This is a genomic window from Kitasatospora sp. NPDC051164, assembly GCF_044455625.1.
GTDB lineage: Bacteria > Actinomycetota > Actinomycetes > Streptomycetales > Streptomycetaceae > Kitasatospora.
In genome coordinates this window covers 18,575-37,680 of record NZ_JBITFB010000035.1, presented here as the reverse complement: position 1 = coordinate 37,680, position 19,106 = coordinate 18,575, and the positions used below count along the sequence as shown (strand labels likewise).

The following is a 19,106-nucleotide window of genomic DNA, read 5'->3' as shown; positions in this document are numbered from 1 at the left end:
GATCGCCGCAGGTCGGCGCGGTGCCGGGCGGCGCTCCCGAGGGCTTCGCCCGGTTCTGGGCGGACACCCTCGCGGAGGCCGAACGGTACCCGTTGGAGCCGGAGTTCACCCCGGAGCGGACTCCGGCGGCCGGGGTGACGGTCTTCGACACCTCGTTCGCCGGTTCGCGCGGCCACCGGATCCGGGCCTGGCTGGTCCTGCCGCGCTGGCGGGACGAGCCGGTGCCGTGCGTGGTCCAGTTCCTCGGCTACGGCGAGGGGCGCGGCCACGTGCTGGACTGGCTTCTGTGGCCCGCCGTCGGCTACGCCACCCTCGTGGTGGACACCCGCGGGCAGGGCGGCAGCAACCTGAAGCCGGGGGCGACTCCGGATCCGGTCGGGCTGACCGTGCCGCAGATCCCGGGTTTCGTGACCCGGGGCGTGCTCGACCGGCACGACTACTACTACCGCGACGCGTACGTGGACGCCGCCCGGGCGGTCGACACGGCCCGGCTGCACCCCGGAGTCGACGGCGCCAGGGTCGCCGTCGCCGGTTGCAGTCAGGGTGGCCAACTCGCGCTCGCCGCAGCGGCGTTGAACCCGCACACGGCGGCTGCGCTGGTCGAGTCGCCGTTCCTGAGCGCGGTGGTCGATCCGGCGAAGCTGCCCGATCAGCAGCCGTACCGCGAGCTGCTGCGGTTCTGCCACTACTACCCGGACCTGGCCGGTCGGGCGCTCGCCACGATCGCCTGGTTCGACGCCGCGACCATGGCCGAGCACGCGCACTGCCCGGCCCTGTTCGCGGTCGGCGGGCGGGACAACCGCTGCCCGCCGGCCACCTGCCACGCCGCCTACGAGCGCTACGCAGGTCCCAAGTCCCTCCGGGTCTGGCCGTTCGCCGGACACGCGGAGCCCAACCCGTACCAGCGCTTGGCCGAGGTGGAGTTCCTGGCGCAGAGCCTGGCCACCCCCCGACCAGTCGTACCCGCTTTCCGGCAGGAGAGGTAAGACGTGATCCTCGCCCAGGTTCCGCCCGTGGACCAGCTCACCGAGATCCCACCGACGGTTCGGCAGGAGGTCACCCGGTCGCCGCTGAAGGCCGATCTCTACGCGCTGGACAGCTACTTCCGCGAGGGCTGTTGGACCTTCGCCGACGAGCTGCCGGACATGCTCGGCGTGGCGTTGTGCATGCTGAAGTCGGAGGCGACCGCGGGGCGCCGGCTCCGCAGCGCGCTCGACGCGCTCGCCGACACCGGATTCCGTCCCCTCGACGTGGTGCGCTTCCGGCACAACCGGCAGACCATCCGCGAGGTCTGGCGCTACCAGTTCAACATCGCCACGCGGGACCGGGTCGAGGCGATGGACGCCGTGCTCCCCAGCACCGACACGGTCTGCCTGGTCCTGTGGGACGAGCAGTGGACGCCCGACCGCGTGCCGGCCGCCGTCCGGCTCAACTCCCTCAAGGGCCCGGCCGATCCCTCGCTGCGTCGCCCCGAGCACCTGCGCCACCGGCTGGGTGTCGTCAACGGGCTGTTCAACTTCCTGCACATCTCCGACGAGCCGGTGGACGTCATCCGCGAGATCGCGGTGCTCTGCGACGAGCCCCGGCGCGAGCTCATGCGCGAGCGGATCCGGTCGCGCCACGACGCCCGGCCCGAGGTCCTCGCCATCTTCGACGACCTGGAACGGCTGCACCCGGAGCACGACTTCGACCTCGGCAACAGCTGGCAGCGGCTGGCCCGGGTGCCCGGCCCGGCCGGCGACCTGGCCCGACGGCAGGCGGCCGGAGCGGACGTCGGCATTGCGGAGGTGCTCGCGGTGGCCCCGGACGTCCCGCTGGACGCGCCGTACCGCTGGGACCTGCTGACCGTGATCACCCACCTGCTGGAGGACATGAACCTCCCCGGTGTCGACCCCGCCGTGCCCAACGTCGACGTCGAGTGGCAGGGGCAGCGATGACCCTTCGGTTCGGGATCGTCGACGGCTACTCGACCGGGCGCTTCCTGGTCGCCCAGCTCCGCGACTACGGCGCCGAGTGCGTCCACGTCTCCAGCCAGCCCGACATGCCGGCCTACTTCAGCGCGGCCCACGACCCGTCGAACTACGTCGAGGACCTCGGCCACGACCCGGACCCGCGCCGGGTGGCCGACCGGCTCCGTGACCTGGGGGTCGCGACCGTGCTGCCCGGCACCGAGTCGGGAGTCCTGCTGGCCGACGAGCTGACCGGCCTGCTGGGCACGCCCGGCCACGATCCGGCGACCAGCGAGGCCCGGCGCTGCAAGCCGCTCATGGCCACGACCCTCCTCGAGGCGGGCGTGCGGGCCCCGCTCGGCCTGCGGGTGGACTCACCCGGGCAGGCCCGGCAGTGGTGCGTCGACCGCGGGATCACCGACGCCGTCGTGAAGCCGGTGGACAGCGCGGGCTCGGACAACGTCCACTTCTGCCGCACCCCCGACGAGGTGGCCGAGGCCGCCGAGCAGGTGCTGAGCGCCCGCAACCTCTACGGGGCGCGGAACATCACGGCCCTGGTCCAGGAGCGGGTGTTCGGCCCGGAGTTCTACGCCAACAGCGTCTCCCTCGACGGCGAGCACAAGATCGCCGAGCTGTGGCGGTACACCAAGCGGGTCGGGGACGGGATGTCCCCGGTGTACGACTACGAGGAGCCCGTCCCGGTGGGCTCCGCGGAGTACCGGCAGGTGGTCGACCACGTCCGCCGGGCGCTGACCGCGCTCGGGATCGGCAACGGCGCCGCGCACACCGAGGTGATCCTCACCGCGGACGGCCCCGTACTGATCGAGACCGGGGCCCGGCTGGGCGGCGCGACGCTGCCGTGGCTGGTCGAGAAGTACTGCGGGGTGTCGCAGACCCGGCTGCTGGCGATGTCGCTCGTCGATCCCGCCGCCTTCCGCTCCTTCGACGACACCCGGGTCGCGTGGTCCGAGTACGTCCGCAACGTCTCGTTCATCAACCCGGTCGCGGGCGAGGTCCGGTCGCAGGCCTGGCGGACGGAGCTCGAGGCGCTCGTCAGCTGCTCGGCGGTGGTGTCCGGGGTGGGCGTCGGGCACCGGCTGCCGGTCACGACCAGTCTGACGTCCTCCCCGGGCTTCGCCTACCTCGCGTCCTCCGACGCGGCGGACGTGTACCGCGACTACGGGGCGCTCCGGGAGCGTGAGGAGCAGGGCCTGTACCTGAACTGACGCTCCGGCAAGATCTGCGGTTCATTCGATCGAAAGGAATCACCCATGGCCTTCGAGGCACCGTCACTCACGCTCAAGTACGGCACCGGCCGTGAGGCGTCCGCCGAGGGACGCGAGGCCCTGCTCAAGGGCCGGCTCGCCGAACTCCAGCTGCCCACGGCGGCGGACGTCCACGCGAAGTACCCGGCCTTCGCCGACGCCACCAGCGTCTTCGTCAGCGGCTCGCTGATCTGGGGCTGGGCGCACGCCAACAGCGACCTCGACCTCTACGTCATCTCCAAGGAGCCGTTCGTCGCCGGCCCCGGCATGGAGACCTTCGAGCGGCACATCTCCACCGCCGACCCGCTGATCTGGATCACCCTGGGCGAGTTCGGCCCGTTCCGCACCGACATCGAGATCTGGCGCGAGGAGCAGGTCGACGAGATCATCGGCCGCTTCGCCAACGGCGTGCCGAACCAGGAGATGCCGGAGATCGGCATGTCCGAGCACGACATGCTGCACCGGCTGGCCAGCGGCGCCCCGATCGCAGGCGACGACTGGTTCAACTCCCGCCGTGACGCCATCCGCGCGTCGTCCTTCAGCGCCTGGCTGGCGGAGGCCAAGAAGCTGGACGCCGAGGGCTTCCTCGAGGACGTGGCCGGTCTGCTCGCCTCCAACGACGAGCACGCCGCGGTCATCGCGGCGCGGGAGGCGTTCAACCGCAGCCTCGCCGGCCTGCTCGCCCTGTACGGGGAGTACGGCGTCTCGCCGAAGTGGATGTTCAAGCGCGTGCTGGCCGCCCAGCCCACGGAGATCAGCAAGGACGAGGCCTGGGAGCTGCTCACCATGAAGGGCTGTCACGAGGCGCCCGCCAAGTGGGCGGAGCACGCCGCCGCGGTGGCGACCCGCCTGCTCATCGGCATCGAGGAGAAGACGGCATGATCGAGCAGAACTGGATCCCCAAGCGGACGACCGGCCTGTTCACCCGACGGTCGGACACCGGCACCCTGATCGAGACCTACCACGACGCCTACGAGACCAACCAGGTCGGCGCGTTCATCTGGTCCCAGTGCGGTGTCGGCCTGAGCGTCGAGGAGATCGTCGCGCGCACGGCCGAGAAGTACGAGGCCGGGCTCGACGAGGTGCGCGACTCGGTCGTCGGCTTCGTCACGGATCTCCGCGCGAAGGGCTTCCTGGAGTGACCGGGCGGCTGAGGTCCTTCTTCTCGCTGTTGGGTTGGTGGGACGTCCTCGCCACCCCGGGTACCTCGCGGATCCTGGGTGTCAACGGTCTGGTCGACGCGGCGGGCATGGGCCTGAGCGTGATCTGCCTGCCGTTCTACTTGGTGCAGGTCGAGGGCCTCAGCAACGCCCAGCTGGCCGTGGTCCTCACGGCCGGCGGCATCACCGAAATGCTGGCGGCGGTACCGGCCGGCGCCCTCGCCGGCCGGTTCGGCATCGGACCGTACTCGGTGCTGAGCCGGATCGGCCGGGCTGCCGTCTACCTGGGGCTGGTCCTGGTCCACGACTTCGTGTCGCTGCTGCTGCTCACCGTGCTCCTCGGTGCACTGCGGGCGGGCAGCAACGGCCTGATGCAGAGCCTGGTCGGCGTGGTGATCCCCGGCGACAGCCGGACGGGTATGTTCGCGGCGATCCGCGCGCTGCGCAACATCGGGTACCTGGTGGCGGGCAGCGTGGGCGCGCTGCTGCTCAGCTCCGGATCCGGGACAGCGGTGCGTGCCGGTCTGCTGGTCAACGCGGCCACCTTCGCGGTGGGCGCGGTCCTGATGTACGCGGTCAGGGTGAAGTCGGTGGCGCCGGAGGAGTCGAGGAAGACCGACTGGTCGGTCCTGCGGGACTTCAACTACCTCGGGCTGATCGCCTCCTCCGCGGTCTTCACCAGCTCGATCCTCGTCCTCAGCGTGGCTCTGCCGCTCTGGGTGCTGCGGACCGGCGACATTCCCAAGTGGACCGTGGGCGTCGTCGTCATCATCAACACCGCCCTGGTCATCGTGCTCCAGCACTGGTGCTCACAGGTGGCCAGGACCGTCGCCGGCAGCCTGCGGGCGCTCCGGATCGCGATGATCGGCTTCGTCGCGATGGTCGGGCTCTTCTGCGTCTCGGCGCTGCACAGCGCCGCGCTGGCGACGGTGGCCGTCCTGCTGGCCGGTGCCATGCTCACCGTGGGCGAGCTGTTCGAGGGCCCGGCCTGGTGGACGATCAGCTACGAACTGGCCCCGCCGGAGCGCAACAAGCAGTACCTGGCCGCGTTCGACCTCAACATGGCGGCGGTCAACGTGGCCGGACCGGTGCTCTGTGTCGCGATGATCCAGGCGGGCTGGCTCGGTTGGCTGGTGTACGGCGCGCTGCTCGTCGCCGCGACCGCGCTGGCCCACCGGCTGGTCGCGGTGCGCACCCGCCGGACGGCCCCCGCCACCGTCGAGACCGGGGTGGCCGTATGAGCGGTGACGCCGGCCAGGCCGCCGACGCGGTCCTGCTGACCGTCAACCTCGGTGTCGAGCGGACCGGCTGGTGGACGTACGGCCTCGGCCGCAGCGGTATCGACAAGCAGCCGGTGGACCGCCGGGTGACCGCGGTCCGCGACGGACTCGTCGGCGACCTCATCGTCAACACCAAGGCCCACGGCGGTCCGGACAAGGCCGTGTACGCCTTCGCCTCCGAGGACGGTGCCTTCTGGGCGAAGGAACTGGACCGGGAGATCGCCCCCGGGAACTTCGGGGAGAACCTCACGCTGCGCGGCGTGGACGTCACCAACGCCGAGATCGGCGAACGCTGGCGGATCGGTACCGCGCTGTTCGAGGTCATCCGGCCACGCAAGCCCTGCCGGGTGTTCGCCGGCTTCTGGGACGTGCCGGACCTGGTCGAACGCTTCATCGCACACGGAGCGCCCGGCGCCTACCTGCGGGTGCTGGAGGAGGGCACGGTCGGTGCCGGCGACCGGGTCGAGATCGTCCACCGGCCCGGGCACCGCATCACGGTCAACCTCATGCTGCGGGCCATCACCACCGAACCCGAGCTGTTTCCACGAATGCTGGAAGCGCCCGAAATGCTGCCGAAGATCCAGGAGAAGGCGCGGCGGTGGATCGCCGCCCGTCAAGAACAGAAGGAGCGTGCAGAGATATGAGCACTGACAGCTCGCCGCTGATCGACCCGGCCAGGCTGGCCGCGCTCGACTGGAACGACATGGCCGTGCTGAACGAGCAGCTCGACGAACTGCTCGAGGAGCTCGCGACCTCTCCGACCTGGCTCAACGACGCCTTCGACCACGTGCTGGCCACCCCCGACCTGCTGGTCCAGAGCGAGCGGCTGCAGGAGCTCGACCGGGTCGTCCTGGTGAACGACGAGGCGAGCGGTGTCCGGGTCCGGCTCCACGTCTTCCGCCAGCGGTTCTTCGACCGCCCGCACAACCACCGGTGGAGCTTCGGCACCCGGATCCTGGCCGGCAGCTACCGCCACTACATCTTCGGCGACTACCCGGACCTGTCCCCGGACACCGACGCCCGCAAGCTCACCCCCCCGCTGGTCCGCGTGGAGACGCCGGGCACCGGCTACGTCCTGCGGCACACCCTGGTGCACTCGGTCGGCGCGGTCCCCGAGACCACCTCGCTGATCGTGCGCGGGCCGGCCGAGAAGGACCGGTTCGTGGTGATGAACCGGGACACGGGCGAGGCGTGGTGGCAGTACGCCCACACCGTGGAGGACCCCGAGGTGATCCGGAACCGCCGGCTCGGCGCGGACAAGGTCAACGACATCCGTGACCTGCTCAAGCGGCAGGGCGTCGTCACGTGACCGTCGGTCCGCCCGTCGAGCTCGTCATCTTCGACTGCGACGGGGTCCTCGTCGACACCGAGCGCATCGCGGTGCGTACCCACGTGGCCCTGGGCGCCGAGTACGGCTGGCCGATGACCCCGCACGAGGTGATCGAGGAGTTCGTGGGGCGTTCGACCGCGTCGATCGCCGAGAAGATCGCGGCCCGGCTCGGCAGCACGACCGCCGAGGCCTGGGACGAGCGCTTCCGCGAGCTGCACCGGGTGGCGGTCGACGAGGAACTGGAAGCCGTGGACGGCGTGGTCGAGGCCCTGGACGCCATCGACCTGCCGTGCTGCGTCGCCTCCAGCGGCAGCCACCCGAAGATGCGGCACACCCTGGGGCGGACCGGCCTGTACGACCGTTTCGAGGGCCGCATCTTCAGCGCCGGCGAGGTCGAGCGGGGCAAGCCCGCACCCGACCTGTTCCTCCACGCGGCCGACCGGATGGGGGTGCTCCCGCAGCGGTGCGCCGTCGTGGAGGACAGCCGGCCCGGCGTCCTGGCCGCCCGGGCGGCGGGCATGCGTGCCTTCGGCTACGCGGGCGGGGTCACCCCCGCCGAGCGGCTGGAGGGCCCGGGAACCGTGGTCTTCACGGCGATGAGCGCGCTGCCGGCCCTGCTCGGCACCCGGGCGCCCGTAGCGCCCCCCGTACACCACAGCTAGGGAGACCGTGGACATGGCACTGGAGATCGAGCGGAAGTTCCTCGTCGAGGGGGAGCATCCGGCCCCGGGCGGGGAGCCGCGGTCCATCGCGCAGGGCTATCTCACCGCCCCCACGGACGGCACCGAGGTCCGGCTGCGGCGCATCGGCGGCAAGCACGTGCTCGGCCTCAAGCGCGGCTCGGGGCTGGTGCGCACCGAGTTGGAGACCGAGATCGGCGAGGAGAACTTCGCCGTGCTCTGGCCCGCGACCGAGGGCGCACGGGTCGTGAAGGACCGGTACACCCTCGCCCTGGGTGAGCACACCGCCTATCTGGACCTCTACACCGAGGCCCTGGCCGGACTGCGCACCGTCGAGGTCGAGTTCGCTTCCGAGGCGCAGGCACGGGACTTCCGGCCGCCGGCCTGGTTCGGCCGTGAGGTGACCGACGACAAGGCGTTCAAGAACCAGAGCCTGGCGGTGCACGGGCTCCCCGCAGATGAAATGAGGAACGCTCAGTGAACTCCCCGTCGATGAAGCAGGACCAGCTGCTGGCGCTGCGCAGCCTGTCGAGCCTGCAGCCGCGGCTCAGCCTGGAGGAGTCGGTGACGGTCATCGACGCCGTCGGCGGCGTCGCGGCGGCCGCCTTCCTGGAGCTGCTGCGCATGCGCTCCCTGGTGATGCGCCGGCTCGCGCCGTTCGAGTCCACGCACCCCGAGGTCCGCGCGTGCATGGCCGCGATGCGCCCCAAGGCGGACAGCATCCGGCACATGCACGCGGTGCTCGACGAGAACCTCGCGCGGCTCGACCGGATCGGCCGGGAGGCGGGGATCGAGCTGTTCGGCGGAAAGGGGCTCGGCGCCCGGGCCAGCTACGCCGACAAGTCGGTGCGCGACTTCAGCGACCTCGACATCTTCGTGCGCACCCGGGCCGACGCCACCCGGCTCGTCCAGGCGCTGCGGGACGGCTTCGGCTACGTCTACCTGGACCGTGAGCTGCCCTGGTTCAAGTTCGACCCGCAGGACGGCCTGCTGTACGGGCAGTTCCCGCTGGTCGCGCCCGAGGGCGGCACCGATCTGCTCAACGTGGACATCCACTTCGGCGACTACTCGGTGCGGCACGCCAGCCGGCTGGGGCTCACGCCCACGCTCCCGGCGTACGGACCCGGGCTGCACACCGTCCCGGTCGAGGAGAACCTGGCGTGCGTGGTCAACAACGCGGCCGGCGACTTCTTCGTGACCGGGAAGGACACCAACGACCTGCTGATGGCGCTCTCCCAGCCGGAGCTGGACGTCGAACGCCTGACGCTGCGGCTGAAGCAGGCCGGCCTGGAGGCGTTCTTCGGCTCCATCTGCGCGGAGCTGAAGGCCTCGTCCGCCCTGACCGGGGAGCAGGAGGACCGGCTGAGCCGGCTTCCGGCCGTCGAGAGCTGGGAACCGGCCCCGCAGCCCGACCGGCCGGACTGGGAGCAGCGCTGCCTGGCGACCGTGGTGCACACCTTCAACGCGTACGAGGAGCGGGGCAAGCTGACGGCGCTCAGCATCGCGATGAACGCCTATGACTACTACCGCACGCCGCTCGCCCTGGCGCTCGCGGACGACCGCTCGACGGTGACCGCGCCGATCGAGCTGAACCCGTGGACCTGCGTCCGGCTGGTGCCGGTGGAGTTCGCCCAGCGGCTCCTGGACGGGACCGCGCCGGCGGCGGAGACCGAGGTCGCGGCGGCGGAACAGCGCCACGTCATCGCGGACGACCCCGACGTGGAGCGGGTCGACCTGCCGACCGGCACCTTCGTCCGGATCGCCGACGAGGTGTTCGTGGCCACCGTCTCCTACGAGCTGTCCCCCTCGGTCATCGCCCGCACGGCCCGCGAGCAGGCAGCGCTCAGGTGATCGATCTCACCGGTCCGCCGCGGCCGTGGCCGGAGGCACTCGTGACCCGCTTCGGCGAGTCCGTGGCCGACGCCCTGGCCGCGGCGGACCGCTGGAACACGCCGTCGGCCTTCGGGGACCGCGCCCTGCTCGACCGGCTCGGCGAGCTCTTCGACGCCCCGGAGGGCCGGACCCTGGTCACGGGCGGGGTGCGCTCCTTCGCCACCGCCTGGAGCGGGCGCACCAGGACGGCGGTGGTGGAGCTGCCGAGCTTCTCCGAGATCCCGGAGATCCTGGCCGCGGCCGGACCCGTCCGGCGTGCGCCGTGGCGGCGGCTGCCGGAGATCGTCGGGGAGCTGACGGAGCCGACCACCGTGTGGCTGACGAACCCCGCGCGGAACCCGGACGGCAGATCGCTCGACGAGCGGCAGCTCGACGCCCTCGCGGCGCTCGCGGGAGCGGGCCATCAGGTGGTGCTGAACCAGGTCTACCGCTGGTTCGTGGAACCCGGGCCGGTCCCCGAGGGGATCTGGACCGTGACCTCCCTGGCGAAGATGTGCGGCGGTGGGAGCCGGCTGGGTTGGGCGGTCATGCCAGCGGTCGAACCACCGGAGGCCTCCTTGCGCGCGTGCGCACCGGGCACGGTGTGGCAGCGGGCCTGGGCGGGCTTCCTGAACCGGCGCGTGGTCGCGGACCTGCGCTCCGCGTGCATCGAGCCCACGGTCGACGCACGCCGGGCCTTCGAGACGGCGACGGCCGGGCTGCTCGGCTGGGAGTTCCACGGTGACGGCCTCTCGCTGGCCCTGGAGTGCCCGACGCCGGAGGCCGCGTCGGGGCGGCACCCGGGAGCGCGCACCGAGGGCGAACTGCTCGCCCTGCTCGCCGAAGCGGGCGTGTCCGCATCACCCGGTGCTGCGTTCGCCATGCCGACGGCCTCGGTGCGACTGGCCTTCTCCGGTGTCGCGGTCGCGCAGGCGCGCGACGCGGCCGAACGGATCGCCCGGCTGGTCGACAGGGCCGGCCCGTGCCTGCGGCCCTGTCCGGACGGGCTCTAGCCGACCAACATCCACGGAGGCGTAGGTATGGAATCATTCGCTGACCAGTTCATCGGGCTGCTCCCGCGGTACGCCGGGGGCCGGGCTCCCGGGTGCGACGCGGCCGGCGAGGGGCTGTACTCCCGGCTCGCCGACGAGTCGGTGGCGGTCTTCGAGGTCCATGGTGACGGGACGCTCGGGAAGGGCGGCGAGAGCGCCTGTCCTGCCGTGGTTCCCGGCATCTGGTGCGACGGAGCGCCACTGGGCTCGGTCGGCGCCGGCACCGAGGAGTTGCTGCGGGGCTTCCACGACCGGCTCGTCCCGCACGGCGTGCTGTTCGTGGGAATCCGTCAGGACGCGACGGTCGAGCCGCTGCTCGACCGGGTCGGATTCGATCTGGCCGGCAGGTTCCCCGGCGCGGGCGGCGTGGAGTACCTCCTGGGCACCAAGCGGGCCGGCTGCTGTTCCGGCGCCCGCCGGGTGCTGTACGACCGGAGCGGCTTCCTCGATTGACGTCCCCGGCGGCCGGCTGTCGACCCCTCGTGTGTCGACAGCCGGCCGGGCACGGGTCCGCGCCACCGTCCGGTTCCGGTACGGGCGCCTACTCCGGCAGAGCGGACCAGGTCTGGTCGGTCACGCCGTCCGGGGACAGGTCACTTGTCGTGTAGTCCTCGCGGGCGAGGATGTATCCCAGTTGCAGCCGGTTGGCCGCGCCGAGATCCTGTTTGATCCGCTGGATGTGTGCCTGGAGTGAGCGGGAGCTGATGCCGAGTCGGCGCGCGATTGCGGCATCCGAGTAGCCGCGCACCAGAAGCCTTTTGATCGAGGACCGGAGGTCCGGGAGAACCTCCAACGCCGCCTGGGCCGAATGGTTGGGCACGAATGGATAGCCGGAAGCCCGGTCCCAGGCCCGGTCGAAGCTGTCGACCAGGAAGGCGACCAGCGCGGGATGGGTGATCCTCAGTGCGCGGCTGCGGTTCGGCGAGGACGGGACGAAGGCCACGCGACCATCGAAGATCAGCAGCCGGTCGAAGAACTCGCCCAGGGTCCGGACCTCGACGCCGAGGTCGGAGACCGCTCTGACGTATTCCTTGGTGGCTTCGTCGAACCGGGCGGTGTGCTGGTAGAGCGTCCGCATTTTGACGCCGGCTCGAATGGGTTTCTCCACCGACGCCAAGGCTTCTTTCAGCGTCTCCGGGGGGCGGCGCCCGTCCGGCTGGGCCGTGAGCATTTCTCTTCGTGCGGAATTCACCTCCGAGTTGATGGCCGATGCTATGTTGGACAGGCCTGAGATTTCCTCGCCCCAGTGCGTCGGAAGACCGTCCTGGCTGGAATTCCGAGTATTCTCCCGAGTCAGTTCCCGACTGAGCAGATCCGTCTTCTCGAGGGTGAGGACCGCAGTCTCCCGTAGCGAGTCGAGCAGATGGCTCAACTCTCCTACGATGGGGGATTCCAGTGCCTTCGGGACGATCTGCCCGAAATCGTGGCGAATTCCGGAATAGTCGGCGTCGATTGAGCCCGGGGTGTGGGGTTGGCCCGTCCCCGCCGTTCGACATCGGGGATGGGGTGTCTGTTTTGTAGCGTTCTGCTCCATTGGGGGACCCCTCATGTCTCTGCTGTGCGAGATCTCGAACCATGGCAAGGGTTGGCCGTAATCGGGACCTCGGCAACAATGTTGCCCGCTGTTAATCGTACCGCTCCTCGACAAAATCGACCGTGCGGTGTAGCTGTAAGGGGGCATCATGACGCAAGCGGTATTCGCTGCGAACGGGCTTAGTGCGAGGCGGGCTGTTCTGCTCGCGGCGGGCGCACTTCTGGCGCTCGGCTTTGCCGCCGTCACCACCGGTGAAGACGCCCCCCCTGCATCCGCCCGGCTGGTGGCCGACGTGGGCTGGAACACGGTCGAACCGTCCGCTCCCCAAATCAACTGACGTCGCGTCAACTGACGTGAAGCCGGACAGAAGCAAAGGATCTGACATGCCCGTTCCGAACCCGGTCCTGCACCTCGGCTGGGACCCGCGGCCGATCGGTGCGCTGCAGCGCGCGGGCGCCGAGGTGACCTGTGTCGTACCGGCGAAGGACGCTCCGGCGGTGCGTGCGGCAGGGGCCGCCGCCATCGTGGTGCCGGACCCGGGCAGCGTCGAGGACGTTCTCGCCGGCCTGGTTCGGAACTCGCTCAGCCCGTCGGACTTCGGCGCGGTCTGCAGCGCCAACGAGTTCTACCTGGTGCAGGCCGCGGCCCTGGCCGAGCTCGGCGGGGCCGTCGGCTCCGGCTCCCGGCAGATGCTGGCCATGCGGGACAAGTTCGTGCAGAAGGACCTGCTGCGCCGGGCGGACGTGCGCACGGCGGCACACCTCCTCGTGGAGAGCCTCGAGCGACTGGACGTCACGACGGTCGAGTACCCCCAGGTGCTCAAGCCGCTGAACGCCGCAGGGGCCATGCACACGGTGGTCGTCCGGGACGCGGAGGAGCTCCGGCAGGCGATCGACGCGTCGCGGCAGAGCAGCGACGGACCCTGGCTCCTGGAGGAGTACGTCCCCGGCCGGGAGTTCTTCGTCGACGGTGTCGTCCGCGAGGGCCGGCTCCGGCTGTTCTCCCTCTCCCGGTACTTCCAGAACCTCATCGAGTGCCACGGTGGCGGAATCGTCGCCTACCACACCCTGCCGGAGTCGGAGGAACTCGAACTCCACGCCAGGACGCGGTCGTTGACCGAAGCCGCGTTCAAGGCGCTGCAGTTCGAGGACGGGGTGTTCCACCTGGAGGTCTTCTGGGACGGCTCCGAGGTGGTCTTCGGGGAGTGCGCGGCGCGGGTCGGCGGCGGTCGTGCGGACCGGGTCGTCGAGCTGACGTACGGCGTGAACCTCCACGACGAGTGGGCGCTGGCGGCGCTGGACCTGCCGTCGCGGATCGTCGACGAGCCGACGCCGACCGAGGAGAGCTACGGCGGCCTCAACCTGCGCTGCCCGCAGGGAACGGTGGTCTCGGCCCCGACCCTCGACGAGACCCTGGCCCGCCCGGGCGTCGTGGAGGCGGACATCTACGTCACCCCGGGCGGTGTGGCGCCGGACTTCAGCTCGGCCAGCCACATCCGTGCCGGACAGGCCGTCGTCAGCGGCGCGGACACCCGCGAGGTGGCCGAGCGGATCGCCGGCCTGAGCGCGTGGTTCCATGACAGCGTCCAGGTCGCTCCCACCGCCGACTGATCACGAGGACCAGAGGAATGCACGACTACCTCAGCGGCACGATCCGCGCGTACGACGGGGATCCGCAACGCTACGAGAACGCGACCGCGGGGATGGTCCCCGTCGCCGAACTCGACGCCTTCACGGCGCTCCTGCCCGACCCGGCCGGACGCGTCCTCGACGTCGGCTGCGCGTTCGGGCGCGACACCGCGCTCCTGGCGGAGCGGGGCCTGCGCGCGGAAGGGGTCGACCTGACGAGCGCCTTCGTGGCACGAGCGCAGGAGCTCCACCCGCAGCTCACCTTCGCGCGCATGGACGCCCGCGACCTCGCGTTCCCGGACGCGAGCTTCGCGGGTGTCTGGTGCCAGGCGACCCTGCTCCACCTCAAGGACGAGGACGTCAGCGCCGCGCTGGCCGAGTTCCACCGCGTCCTCACCCCCGGCGGGGCGCTCTTCGTCAGCTTCAAGGAGGGGGACGGCGAGGAGGAGATCGTCGAGAAGTTCAGCAGCGGCAGCGCCCGCTTCTACCGCTACCAGACGGTGCGGAGCGTCACCGGGCTGGTCGGGCAGGCGGGCTTCCGGGTGGCGGCTGTCGAGCGCTCGAACGAGTTCGAGCGCTACGGTCCGGGCTACCGTGACCTGACCTGGATCCACGGGTACGCCACCAAGGCGTGACCAGCGCGCACGAGAAGTCCCGGTCGGGCATGACGACCGGGACTTCCGGCCTGTCCGGATCCGTCCCCTCCGCGCCACTCTCGCACCGCTCCCGGGCCGCTCTGGCACCGTTTCCGGGCCGTTCCCGGGCCGGCGCCGCGGGAATTCCGTGAAAGGCCCTGTTTGCTCCTCCGGCGGGGGCGGCCCGTCGCCGCGCTGGGCTTGCTACGACTCCAGGTACCGCAGGACCGCCAGGATCCGCCGGCTGTAGCCGGTGGTGTGGCTCAGTTCCAGCTTGTCGAAGACGGTGTTCAGGTTCTTCTCCACCGAACTCAGCGAGATGTGCAGCTTCTGCGCGATGGCCGTGTTGGTGTGCCCCTGCGCCAGCGCCTCCAGCACGGTGCGCTCGCGCGGGGTGAGCCGGGCCAGCGGATCGCCGTGCGTGGTGCGGATGACCAGCTGCCGGACGACCTCCGGGTCGATCGCCGCCCCGCCCGCGTGGATCCGCTCCAGCGCGTCGAGGAACTCCTCGACCTGGGCCACCCGGTCCTTGAGCAGGTAGCCGACCCGCTCCGCGCTGGACGCCAGCAGCTTGGCCGCGTAGGTGCGCTCGATGTGCTGCGAGAGCACCAGCACGCTCACCTCCGGCCAGCGCTCGCGGATCTCCACGGCGGCCCGCAGTCCCTCGTCGGTGTGGGTCGGGGGCATCCGGATGTCGAGGACGACGACGTCCGGCTTCTTCGCCTCGACCTCCTGAAGGACCGTCACCGCGTCGCCGAGCGCCGCCACGACCTCGTGGCCCTCTTCGACGAGCAGCCGGACCAGGCCCTCCCTCAGGAGGGTCGAGTCCTCGGCAAGGATGACGCGCATGGAATCTCCGCGGTGATGGTGGTCGGTCCCCCCAGGGGGCTGTCGATGTGCAGGACGCCGTCCAGCGCGGCCACCCGGCTGAGCAGCCCGGTCAGGCCGCTGCCGGCCGGGTCCGCGCAGCCCGTGCCGTTGTCCTCGACCCGGACGGTGAGCAGCGCGCCGTCGAGCGTCACCCGCACCGAGATGGCCGAGGCCGAGGAGTGCTTGGCGGCGTTGGTCACGGACTCGGACACCACGAAGTAGGCGGCCGTCTCCACGGGTTTGGGCAGCGCCGCGCCGACCTCGAACCGGGTCCGCAGCGGGATGCCGCACCGCTCGGCCACCCCGCTCAGCGCCTCTTCGAGACCGAGGCTGTCCAGCGCCGAGGGATAGACCCGCCAGGCCACCTCGCGCAGTTCGGTCAGCACGTCCCGGGACTCGTCGTGCGCCTGGAGCAGCAGCGCGCTCGCCTGCTCGGGGTTGCGGCCCCGGCGGGCCCTGCCCAGCAGCATGGCCAGCGCCACCAGACGCTGCTGGACGCCGTCGTGCAGATCGCGTTCGATGCGCCGGCGCTCGGCGTCCACGGCCTGGACCACCGCGGCCCGGCTGGTGGCGAGTTCGTCGATCCGGCGCTGGAGCAGCTCCCGCTCGGAGGGGCCGAAGCACTCGCGGGCGATCCGGGTGTCCAGGGCGGCCAGCGAGTACAGGCCCTGCACGTCGAGGAAGAGCAGGACGCTGCCCAGCAGTGCCTGGGTGAGGAGTTGGTCCCAGTCGAGCGTCCCCCGGGCCATCCCGTTGACCATCAGCCCGGCCAGCATGGCGCCGAAGCCCAGCAGTCCGATGACGACCGCGCAGAGCAGTCCCGCGTAGCAGCGGACCGCCAGGTAGCGCAGGAGCTTCTGGTCGGACGCCTTGTAGTGCTCGGGGAAGCGGTCGTCGAAGAAGGCGGAGCGCCGGTTGCGTTCCAGGGCCGTCAGCCGGCGCGCCCCGGCCATCACGATCTCCAGGGCGTTCGGCCGGCTGCGCGGCCAGAGCAGGAAGGGGCCGAGGACGGTGCCGACGACGAGGAGGTAGAGCGCACCGAGCACGGCGGTCAGACAGCCGATCAGGACGCCCAGGCTGCGGCGCGACCAGGACGGGGCCCGCGTGGCGGTCTCGTCCTCAGCGGCGCCCTGACCACCCGCAAACCCCGTCGGGGGGTGGGATCCGGCGCCCGCTGAATCTCCTCGCACGAGCCCCGAGCCTAGTGCGGCCGCGCAGCCCGGGCAAGATCGCCAGGACTGCGCGGCGGCTTCGACTGCGCGCTCGGGAAGCGCGGTCCGGTCATGAACTGGTCTGCTGCTGCGACCGGTTGCGGTTGCGCAGCCGGACGACGAGGTACCCGGCCAGGGCCGCGACCGGCGACGGAGCGGCCACATCGGATTAACCCTGACCCACGCCTCGGGACGCCCCTGGGTCATCGGACAGGCCCCGGACGCGAACACCGGTGTCGCCTCGGCCGTCCACGCCCGGCACGGCACCACCGCGCGCGGCTGGTCACGGGAACCCACACGCTGACCACCGGTCAGCTCGATGACTGGGCCAGGCGCGTACGGCACCCGGCCGACCTCGACGAACTCGCCGGCTCCCTCACCGGCAGCGCCCACCTGGTCGCAAGCATCGACGGCGAGGTCCGCGTCCAGGGCACCGTCACCGACGTGCGTCGGGTCCTCACCGCCACCGTCGACGGCTGCGCTCTGGCGTCCGACCGCGCCGACCTGCTCGCCGCCCTGGCCGACGCCCCCCTGGACCCGGTCCGCCTCACCGCGCGGCTGCTGGGATTCCCGGCGCCCGTGTGCGTACGCCATGCGCCCGGCCGGGAGGAGCCCGGGTAAAGGGTTACGGAAAACCGCAGCAGGACCGGGCGGTTGACCGCATGGTGGCGCCCCCCACCCGGCTCCTACCGTGGACGGCATGATCGCAACGTTGGCTCCCGCGTCGCTCGCCACCGCTTCCGCCGAACCCGCAGGCGGCATCGCCGGATGGGCGGTCGACGTCATGAGCACCCTCGGCGCCCCGGGCGCCGGTCTCACCAACCTGGTGGACACCGTCCTGCCGTTCATTCCCAGCGAGATCATCCTGCCCGTGGCCGGATTCGCCGCCGGGCAGGGCAAGCTGAGTCTGCCGGCCGTCATCGTCTGGACCACGATCGGCTCGATCGTCGGCTCCTGGATCGTGTACGCCGCAGGTGCCCTCCTGGGCCGCGACCGGACCCGCGCACTCGTCACCCGCATCCCGCTCATCCATGCCCACGAGATCGACCGGGCCGAGGCGTGGTTCGAACGGCACGGCCGCAAGGCCGTGCTGATCGCCCGCATGGTGCCGGTGGTGCGCAGCCTCATCTCCGTACCGGCCGGGATCCAGCGGATGCCGCTGATGGCCTTCACCGCCATGACCGTCCTCGGCAGCCTGGTGTGGAACACCGTGTTCGTGCTGTTGGGCTACTGGCTGGGCGACAACTGGCACCTGGTGGACGAGTACGGCGGCTGGGTGTCGAAGGGCGTGGTGGCGGTGGCGCTCGTCGTCATCGGCCGCTGGTTCCTGGTGCGGATGCGCCGCCGCCCGAGCGCCCGGCACCGCGGCTGAGGCCCGGGGCCCGCCGTCCCCGCCGCCGGCGGGGACGGCCTTTCGGCGTGCTGCCGCGAGACCTACGCACCTGTCAGAGACAGCCGGCGGGGTGGCGTCCGGGCATGTCGGACTCGGTGACGCCGGCAGCTCGTCGGGACGGTGCGGTGCGCATCCTGACCATCGACTCCTCCCAAGGGAGATGCGATCATCGATGGCTCAGGGCGTCAGCCTTCGCCGAGTTCCCGACGAGCACATATGGTGATCATGGAAGAGTCCCGATCCGACCGCCTGAGCTGCCTCGCCGTGTGCGCGGGGGCGGGTGGTCTCGCGCTCGGCCTCGAGCAGGCCGGGTTCGATCCCGTACTGCTCCTGGACAACCGGCCTGTGGCCTGCGAAACGCTGCGGCGGAACCGCCCGGACTGGAAGGTCCTGGAGACCGACCTCCTGGACTTCGTTCCGGACGAGCACCGGGAGTGCTACGACGTGGACCTCCTGGCGGCGGGCCTGCCGCGGGTGAAGGCGAGCGCCGCGGTGAGACGCGAGGACAGCGACGAGGAACTCCGGTTGCTCGAAGCGACCGTCATGCTCCTGCACGGCGTGCAGCCACGCGCCCTGCTCATCGAGAACGTCTCCGAGCTGGCCTCCAAGCCCGCGTACGAACCCATCCGGTCGGAGGTCGAGGCCGAGCTCGAACACCTCGGGTACGAGTACGACTGGTTCGTCGTCAACGCGATGTGGCACGGCGTGCCCCAAGACCGCAAGCAGGGGATCCTGGTGGCGCTGAAGGGGAATTCCATGCGTGACTTCGTGCCGCCGCCGCGTGACACCGATCCGCCGTTGACGGTGGGGGAGGCGTTGGGGGCCTCGATGGCCGGCCGCGGGTGGCCGCACGCCGCCGCCTGGGCCGCACAGGCCGATCAGGTCGCCCCGACCCTGGTCGGCGGTTCCTGGAACCGCGGTGGGCCGGATCTGGGACCGACCGGGTCGAAGCGCTCCTGGGCCCGTATGCGGGTCAACGGCGGCACCGTCGGCAATGAGGTCCCCGGGCCCGAGGATCGCTGGGACCCGTCACCGGACGGCACGGACATGGTGAAGTTGACCGTCGAGCAGGCGGCACGGCTGCAGGGCTTCCCCGACGACTGGTTCTTCGCCGGCGGCAAGACGTTCCGTTACCGGCAGGTGGGCCACGCGTCGCCGCCCCCGGTGGCGAGGGCCTTCGGACTCGCGATCCGGGCCGCGCTGGGCCATCCGGCGCCGGTGCCGCGCGACCGGCGGTGGGGCCCCGC

General features: G+C 71.2%; 21 protein-coding genes and 1 pseudogene. 19 read left to right on the top strand and 3 right to left on the bottom strand.

Annotated elements, in window-relative coordinates; all coding sequences use genetic code 11:
* Positions 1-20: 20 nt before the first annotated feature.
* The 13 genes from ACIBEC_RS38300 to ACIBEC_RS38240 are packed head-to-tail and all read left to right on the top strand — an operon-like array spanning position 21 to position 11,041.
* Entirely contained in the window at positions 21-986 is a 966-nt protein-coding gene (locus tag ACIBEC_RS38300; RefSeq protein WP_360509198.1) for an acetylxylan esterase, read from the top strand.
* Positions 987-989: 3 nt separating this feature from the next.
* Positions 990-1,937, top strand: a complete 948-nt coding sequence (locus ACIBEC_RS38295; protein WP_360509199.1) for a hypothetical protein — start codon at positions 990-992, stop codon at positions 1,935-1,937.
* Positions 1,934-3,175, top strand: coding sequence for an ATP-grasp domain-containing protein (locus ACIBEC_RS38290; protein ID WP_360509201.1), 1,242 nt, complete (start codon positions 1,934-1,936; stop codon positions 3,173-3,175). The genes ACIBEC_RS38295 and ACIBEC_RS38290 overlap by 4 nt, the downstream gene beginning before the upstream one ends.
* Before the next feature lie 45 nt (positions 3,176-3,220).
* Positions 3,221-4,096, top strand: a complete 876-nt coding sequence (locus ACIBEC_RS38285) for a hypothetical protein (RefSeq protein ID WP_360509203.1) — start codon at positions 3,221-3,223, stop codon at positions 4,094-4,096.
* Positions 4,093-4,356, top strand: a complete 264-nt coding sequence (locus ACIBEC_RS38280; RefSeq protein ID WP_360509204.1) for a PqqD family protein — start codon at positions 4,093-4,095, stop codon at positions 4,354-4,356. The genes ACIBEC_RS38285 and ACIBEC_RS38280 overlap by 4 nt, the downstream gene beginning before the upstream one ends.
* A complete protein-coding gene (locus tag ACIBEC_RS38275; protein WP_360509206.1) occupies positions 4,353-5,615 on the top strand; it encodes an MFS transporter in 1,263 nt (420 codons plus the stop codon). The genes ACIBEC_RS38280 and ACIBEC_RS38275 overlap by 4 nt, the downstream gene beginning before the upstream one ends.
* Entirely contained in the window at positions 5,612-6,298 is a 687-nt protein-coding gene (locus ACIBEC_RS38270; RefSeq protein ID WP_360509208.1) for an MOSC domain-containing protein, read from the top strand. Before ACIBEC_RS38275 ends, ACIBEC_RS38270 begins: the two co-directional genes overlap by 4 nt.
* Entirely contained in the window at positions 6,295-6,963 is a 669-nt protein-coding gene (locus tag ACIBEC_RS38265; RefSeq protein ID WP_360509210.1) for a hypothetical protein, read from the top strand. The genes ACIBEC_RS38270 and ACIBEC_RS38265 overlap by 4 nt, the downstream gene beginning before the upstream one ends.
* Positions 6,960-7,646, top strand: coding sequence for an HAD family hydrolase (locus ACIBEC_RS38260; protein ID WP_360509212.1), 687 nt, complete (start codon positions 6,960-6,962; stop codon positions 7,644-7,646). The genes ACIBEC_RS38265 and ACIBEC_RS38260 overlap by 4 nt, the downstream gene beginning before the upstream one ends.
* 13 nt (positions 7,647-7,659) lie before the next feature.
* On the top strand, positions 7,660-8,145 hold the full coding sequence (locus tag ACIBEC_RS38255) for an adenylate cyclase (protein WP_360509214.1): 486 nt from the start codon (positions 7,660-7,662) through the stop codon (positions 8,143-8,145).
* Positions 8,142-9,515 (top strand): hypothetical protein, encoded by a 1,374-nt coding sequence (locus ACIBEC_RS38250; protein WP_360509215.1) that lies wholly within the window; start codon positions 8,142-8,144, stop codon positions 9,513-9,515. The genes ACIBEC_RS38255 and ACIBEC_RS38250 overlap by 4 nt, the downstream gene beginning before the upstream one ends.
* A gap of 41 nt (positions 9,516-9,556) precedes the next feature.
* Positions 9,557-10,549, top strand: a complete 993-nt coding sequence (locus tag ACIBEC_RS38245) for an aminotransferase class I/II-fold pyridoxal phosphate-dependent enzyme (protein WP_360509217.1) — start codon at positions 9,557-9,559, stop codon at positions 10,547-10,549.
* A gap of 27 nt (positions 10,550-10,576) precedes the next feature.
* Positions 10,577-11,041: a hypothetical protein gene (locus tag ACIBEC_RS38240; protein WP_360509219.1), complete on the top strand. Its 465-nt coding sequence runs from the start codon at positions 10,577-10,579 to the stop codon at positions 11,039-11,041.
* 88 nt (positions 11,042-11,129) lie between these two features.
* On the opposite strand, the gene ACIBEC_RS38235 is transcribed toward ACIBEC_RS38240, so the two are convergent.
* Positions 11,130-11,960 carry a LuxR C-terminal-related transcriptional regulator gene (locus ACIBEC_RS38235; RefSeq protein WP_396290004.1) on the bottom strand — a complete coding sequence of 277 codons (831 nt, stop codon included), beginning with the start codon at positions 11,958-11,960 and terminating at the stop codon, positions 11,130-11,132.
* 310 nt (positions 11,961-12,270) lie between these two features.
* Between ACIBEC_RS38235 and ACIBEC_RS38230 the strand changes: the two genes are divergently transcribed.
* The 3 genes from ACIBEC_RS38230 to ACIBEC_RS38220 are packed head-to-tail and all read left to right on the top strand — an operon-like array spanning position 12,271 to position 14,385.
* Complete coding sequence (locus tag ACIBEC_RS38230; RefSeq protein WP_360509223.1) at positions 12,271-12,459, top strand: hypothetical protein; 189 nt, start codon at positions 12,271-12,273, stop codon at positions 12,457-12,459.
* Positions 12,460-12,505: 46 nt separating this feature from the next.
* Positions 12,506-13,732 carry an ATP-grasp domain-containing protein gene (locus tag ACIBEC_RS38225; RefSeq protein ID WP_360509225.1) on the top strand — a complete coding sequence of 409 codons (1,227 nt, stop codon included), beginning with the start codon at positions 12,506-12,508 and terminating at the stop codon, positions 13,730-13,732.
* Between the two features lie 17 nt (positions 13,733-13,749).
* On the top strand, positions 13,750-14,385 hold the full coding sequence (locus tag ACIBEC_RS38220) for a class I SAM-dependent methyltransferase (RefSeq protein WP_360509227.1): 636 nt from the start codon (positions 13,750-13,752) through the stop codon (positions 14,383-14,385).
* 204 nt (positions 14,386-14,589) lie between these two features.
* On the opposite strand, the gene ACIBEC_RS38215 is transcribed toward ACIBEC_RS38220, so the two are convergent.
* On the bottom strand, positions 14,590-15,234 hold the full coding sequence (locus ACIBEC_RS38215; protein WP_360509229.1) for a response regulator transcription factor: 645 nt from the start codon (positions 15,232-15,234) through the stop codon (positions 14,590-14,592).
* Positions 15,198-16,445, bottom strand: a complete 1,248-nt coding sequence (locus ACIBEC_RS38210) for a sensor histidine kinase (RefSeq protein ID WP_360509231.1) — start codon at positions 16,443-16,445, stop codon at positions 15,198-15,200. Before ACIBEC_RS38210 ends, ACIBEC_RS38215 begins: the two co-directional genes overlap by 37 nt.
* Positions 16,446-16,910: 465 nt before the next feature.
* Between ACIBEC_RS38210 and ACIBEC_RS38205 the strand changes: the two genes are divergently transcribed.
* From ACIBEC_RS38205 to ACIBEC_RS38195, 3 genes and pseudogenes are all read left to right on the top strand, one after another.
* A complete protein-coding gene (locus tag ACIBEC_RS38205) occupies positions 16,911-17,087 on the top strand; it encodes a hypothetical protein (RefSeq protein ID WP_360509232.1) in 177 nt (58 codons plus the stop codon).
* A gap of 79 nt (positions 17,088-17,166) precedes the next feature.
* Positions 17,167-17,838 (top strand): DedA family protein, encoded by a 672-nt coding sequence (locus ACIBEC_RS38200; protein WP_360509234.1) that lies wholly within the window; start codon positions 17,167-17,169, stop codon positions 17,836-17,838.
* A 246-nt stretch (positions 17,839-18,084) separates the two neighbouring features.
* Positions 18,085-19,062, top strand: a pseudogene (locus tag ACIBEC_RS38195) (DNA cytosine methyltransferase); the annotation flags it as partial.
* Positions 19,063-19,106 lie beyond the last annotated feature (44 nt).

Excerpts from the sequence above, each read along its gene's own strand:
- ACIBEC_RS38290 (WP_360509201.1), top strand. The coding sequence starts at position 1,934 with ATGACCCTTCGGTTCGGGATCGTCGACGGCTACTCGACCGGGCGCTTC.
- ACIBEC_RS38285 (WP_360509203.1), top strand. The coding sequence starts at position 3,221 with ATGGCCTTCGAGGCACCGTCACTCACGCTCAAGTACGGCACCGGCCGT.
- ACIBEC_RS38280 (WP_360509204.1), top strand. The coding sequence starts at position 4,093 with ATGATCGAGCAGAACTGGATCCCCAAGCGGACGACCGGCCTGTTCACC.
- ACIBEC_RS38270 (WP_360509208.1), top strand. The coding sequence starts at position 5,612 with ATGAGCGGTGACGCCGGCCAGGCCGCCGACGCGGTCCTGCTGACCGTC.
- ACIBEC_RS38265 (WP_360509210.1), top strand. The coding sequence starts at position 6,295 with ATGAGCACTGACAGCTCGCCGCTGATCGACCCGGCCAGGCTGGCCGCG.
- ACIBEC_RS38255 (WP_360509214.1), top strand. The coding sequence starts at position 7,660 with ATGGCACTGGAGATCGAGCGGAAGTTCCTCGTCGAGGGGGAGCATCCG.
- ACIBEC_RS38240 (WP_360509219.1), top strand. The coding sequence starts at position 10,577 with ATGGAATCATTCGCTGACCAGTTCATCGGGCTGCTCCCGCGGTACGCC.
- ACIBEC_RS38230 (WP_360509223.1), top strand. The coding sequence starts at position 12,271 with ATGACGCAAGCGGTATTCGCTGCGAACGGGCTTAGTGCGAGGCGGGCT.
- ACIBEC_RS38225 (WP_360509225.1), top strand. The coding sequence starts at position 12,506 with ATGCCCGTTCCGAACCCGGTCCTGCACCTCGGCTGGGACCCGCGGCCG.
- ACIBEC_RS38220 (WP_360509227.1), top strand. The coding sequence starts at position 13,750 with ATGCACGACTACCTCAGCGGCACGATCCGCGCGTACGACGGGGATCCG.
- ACIBEC_RS38215 (WP_360509229.1), bottom strand. The coding sequence starts at position 15,234 with ATGCGCGTCATCCTTGCCGAGGACTCGACCCTCCTGAGGGAGGGCCTG.
- ACIBEC_RS38200 (WP_360509234.1), top strand. The coding sequence starts at position 17,167 with ATGATCGCAACGTTGGCTCCCGCGTCGCTCGCCACCGCTTCCGCCGAA.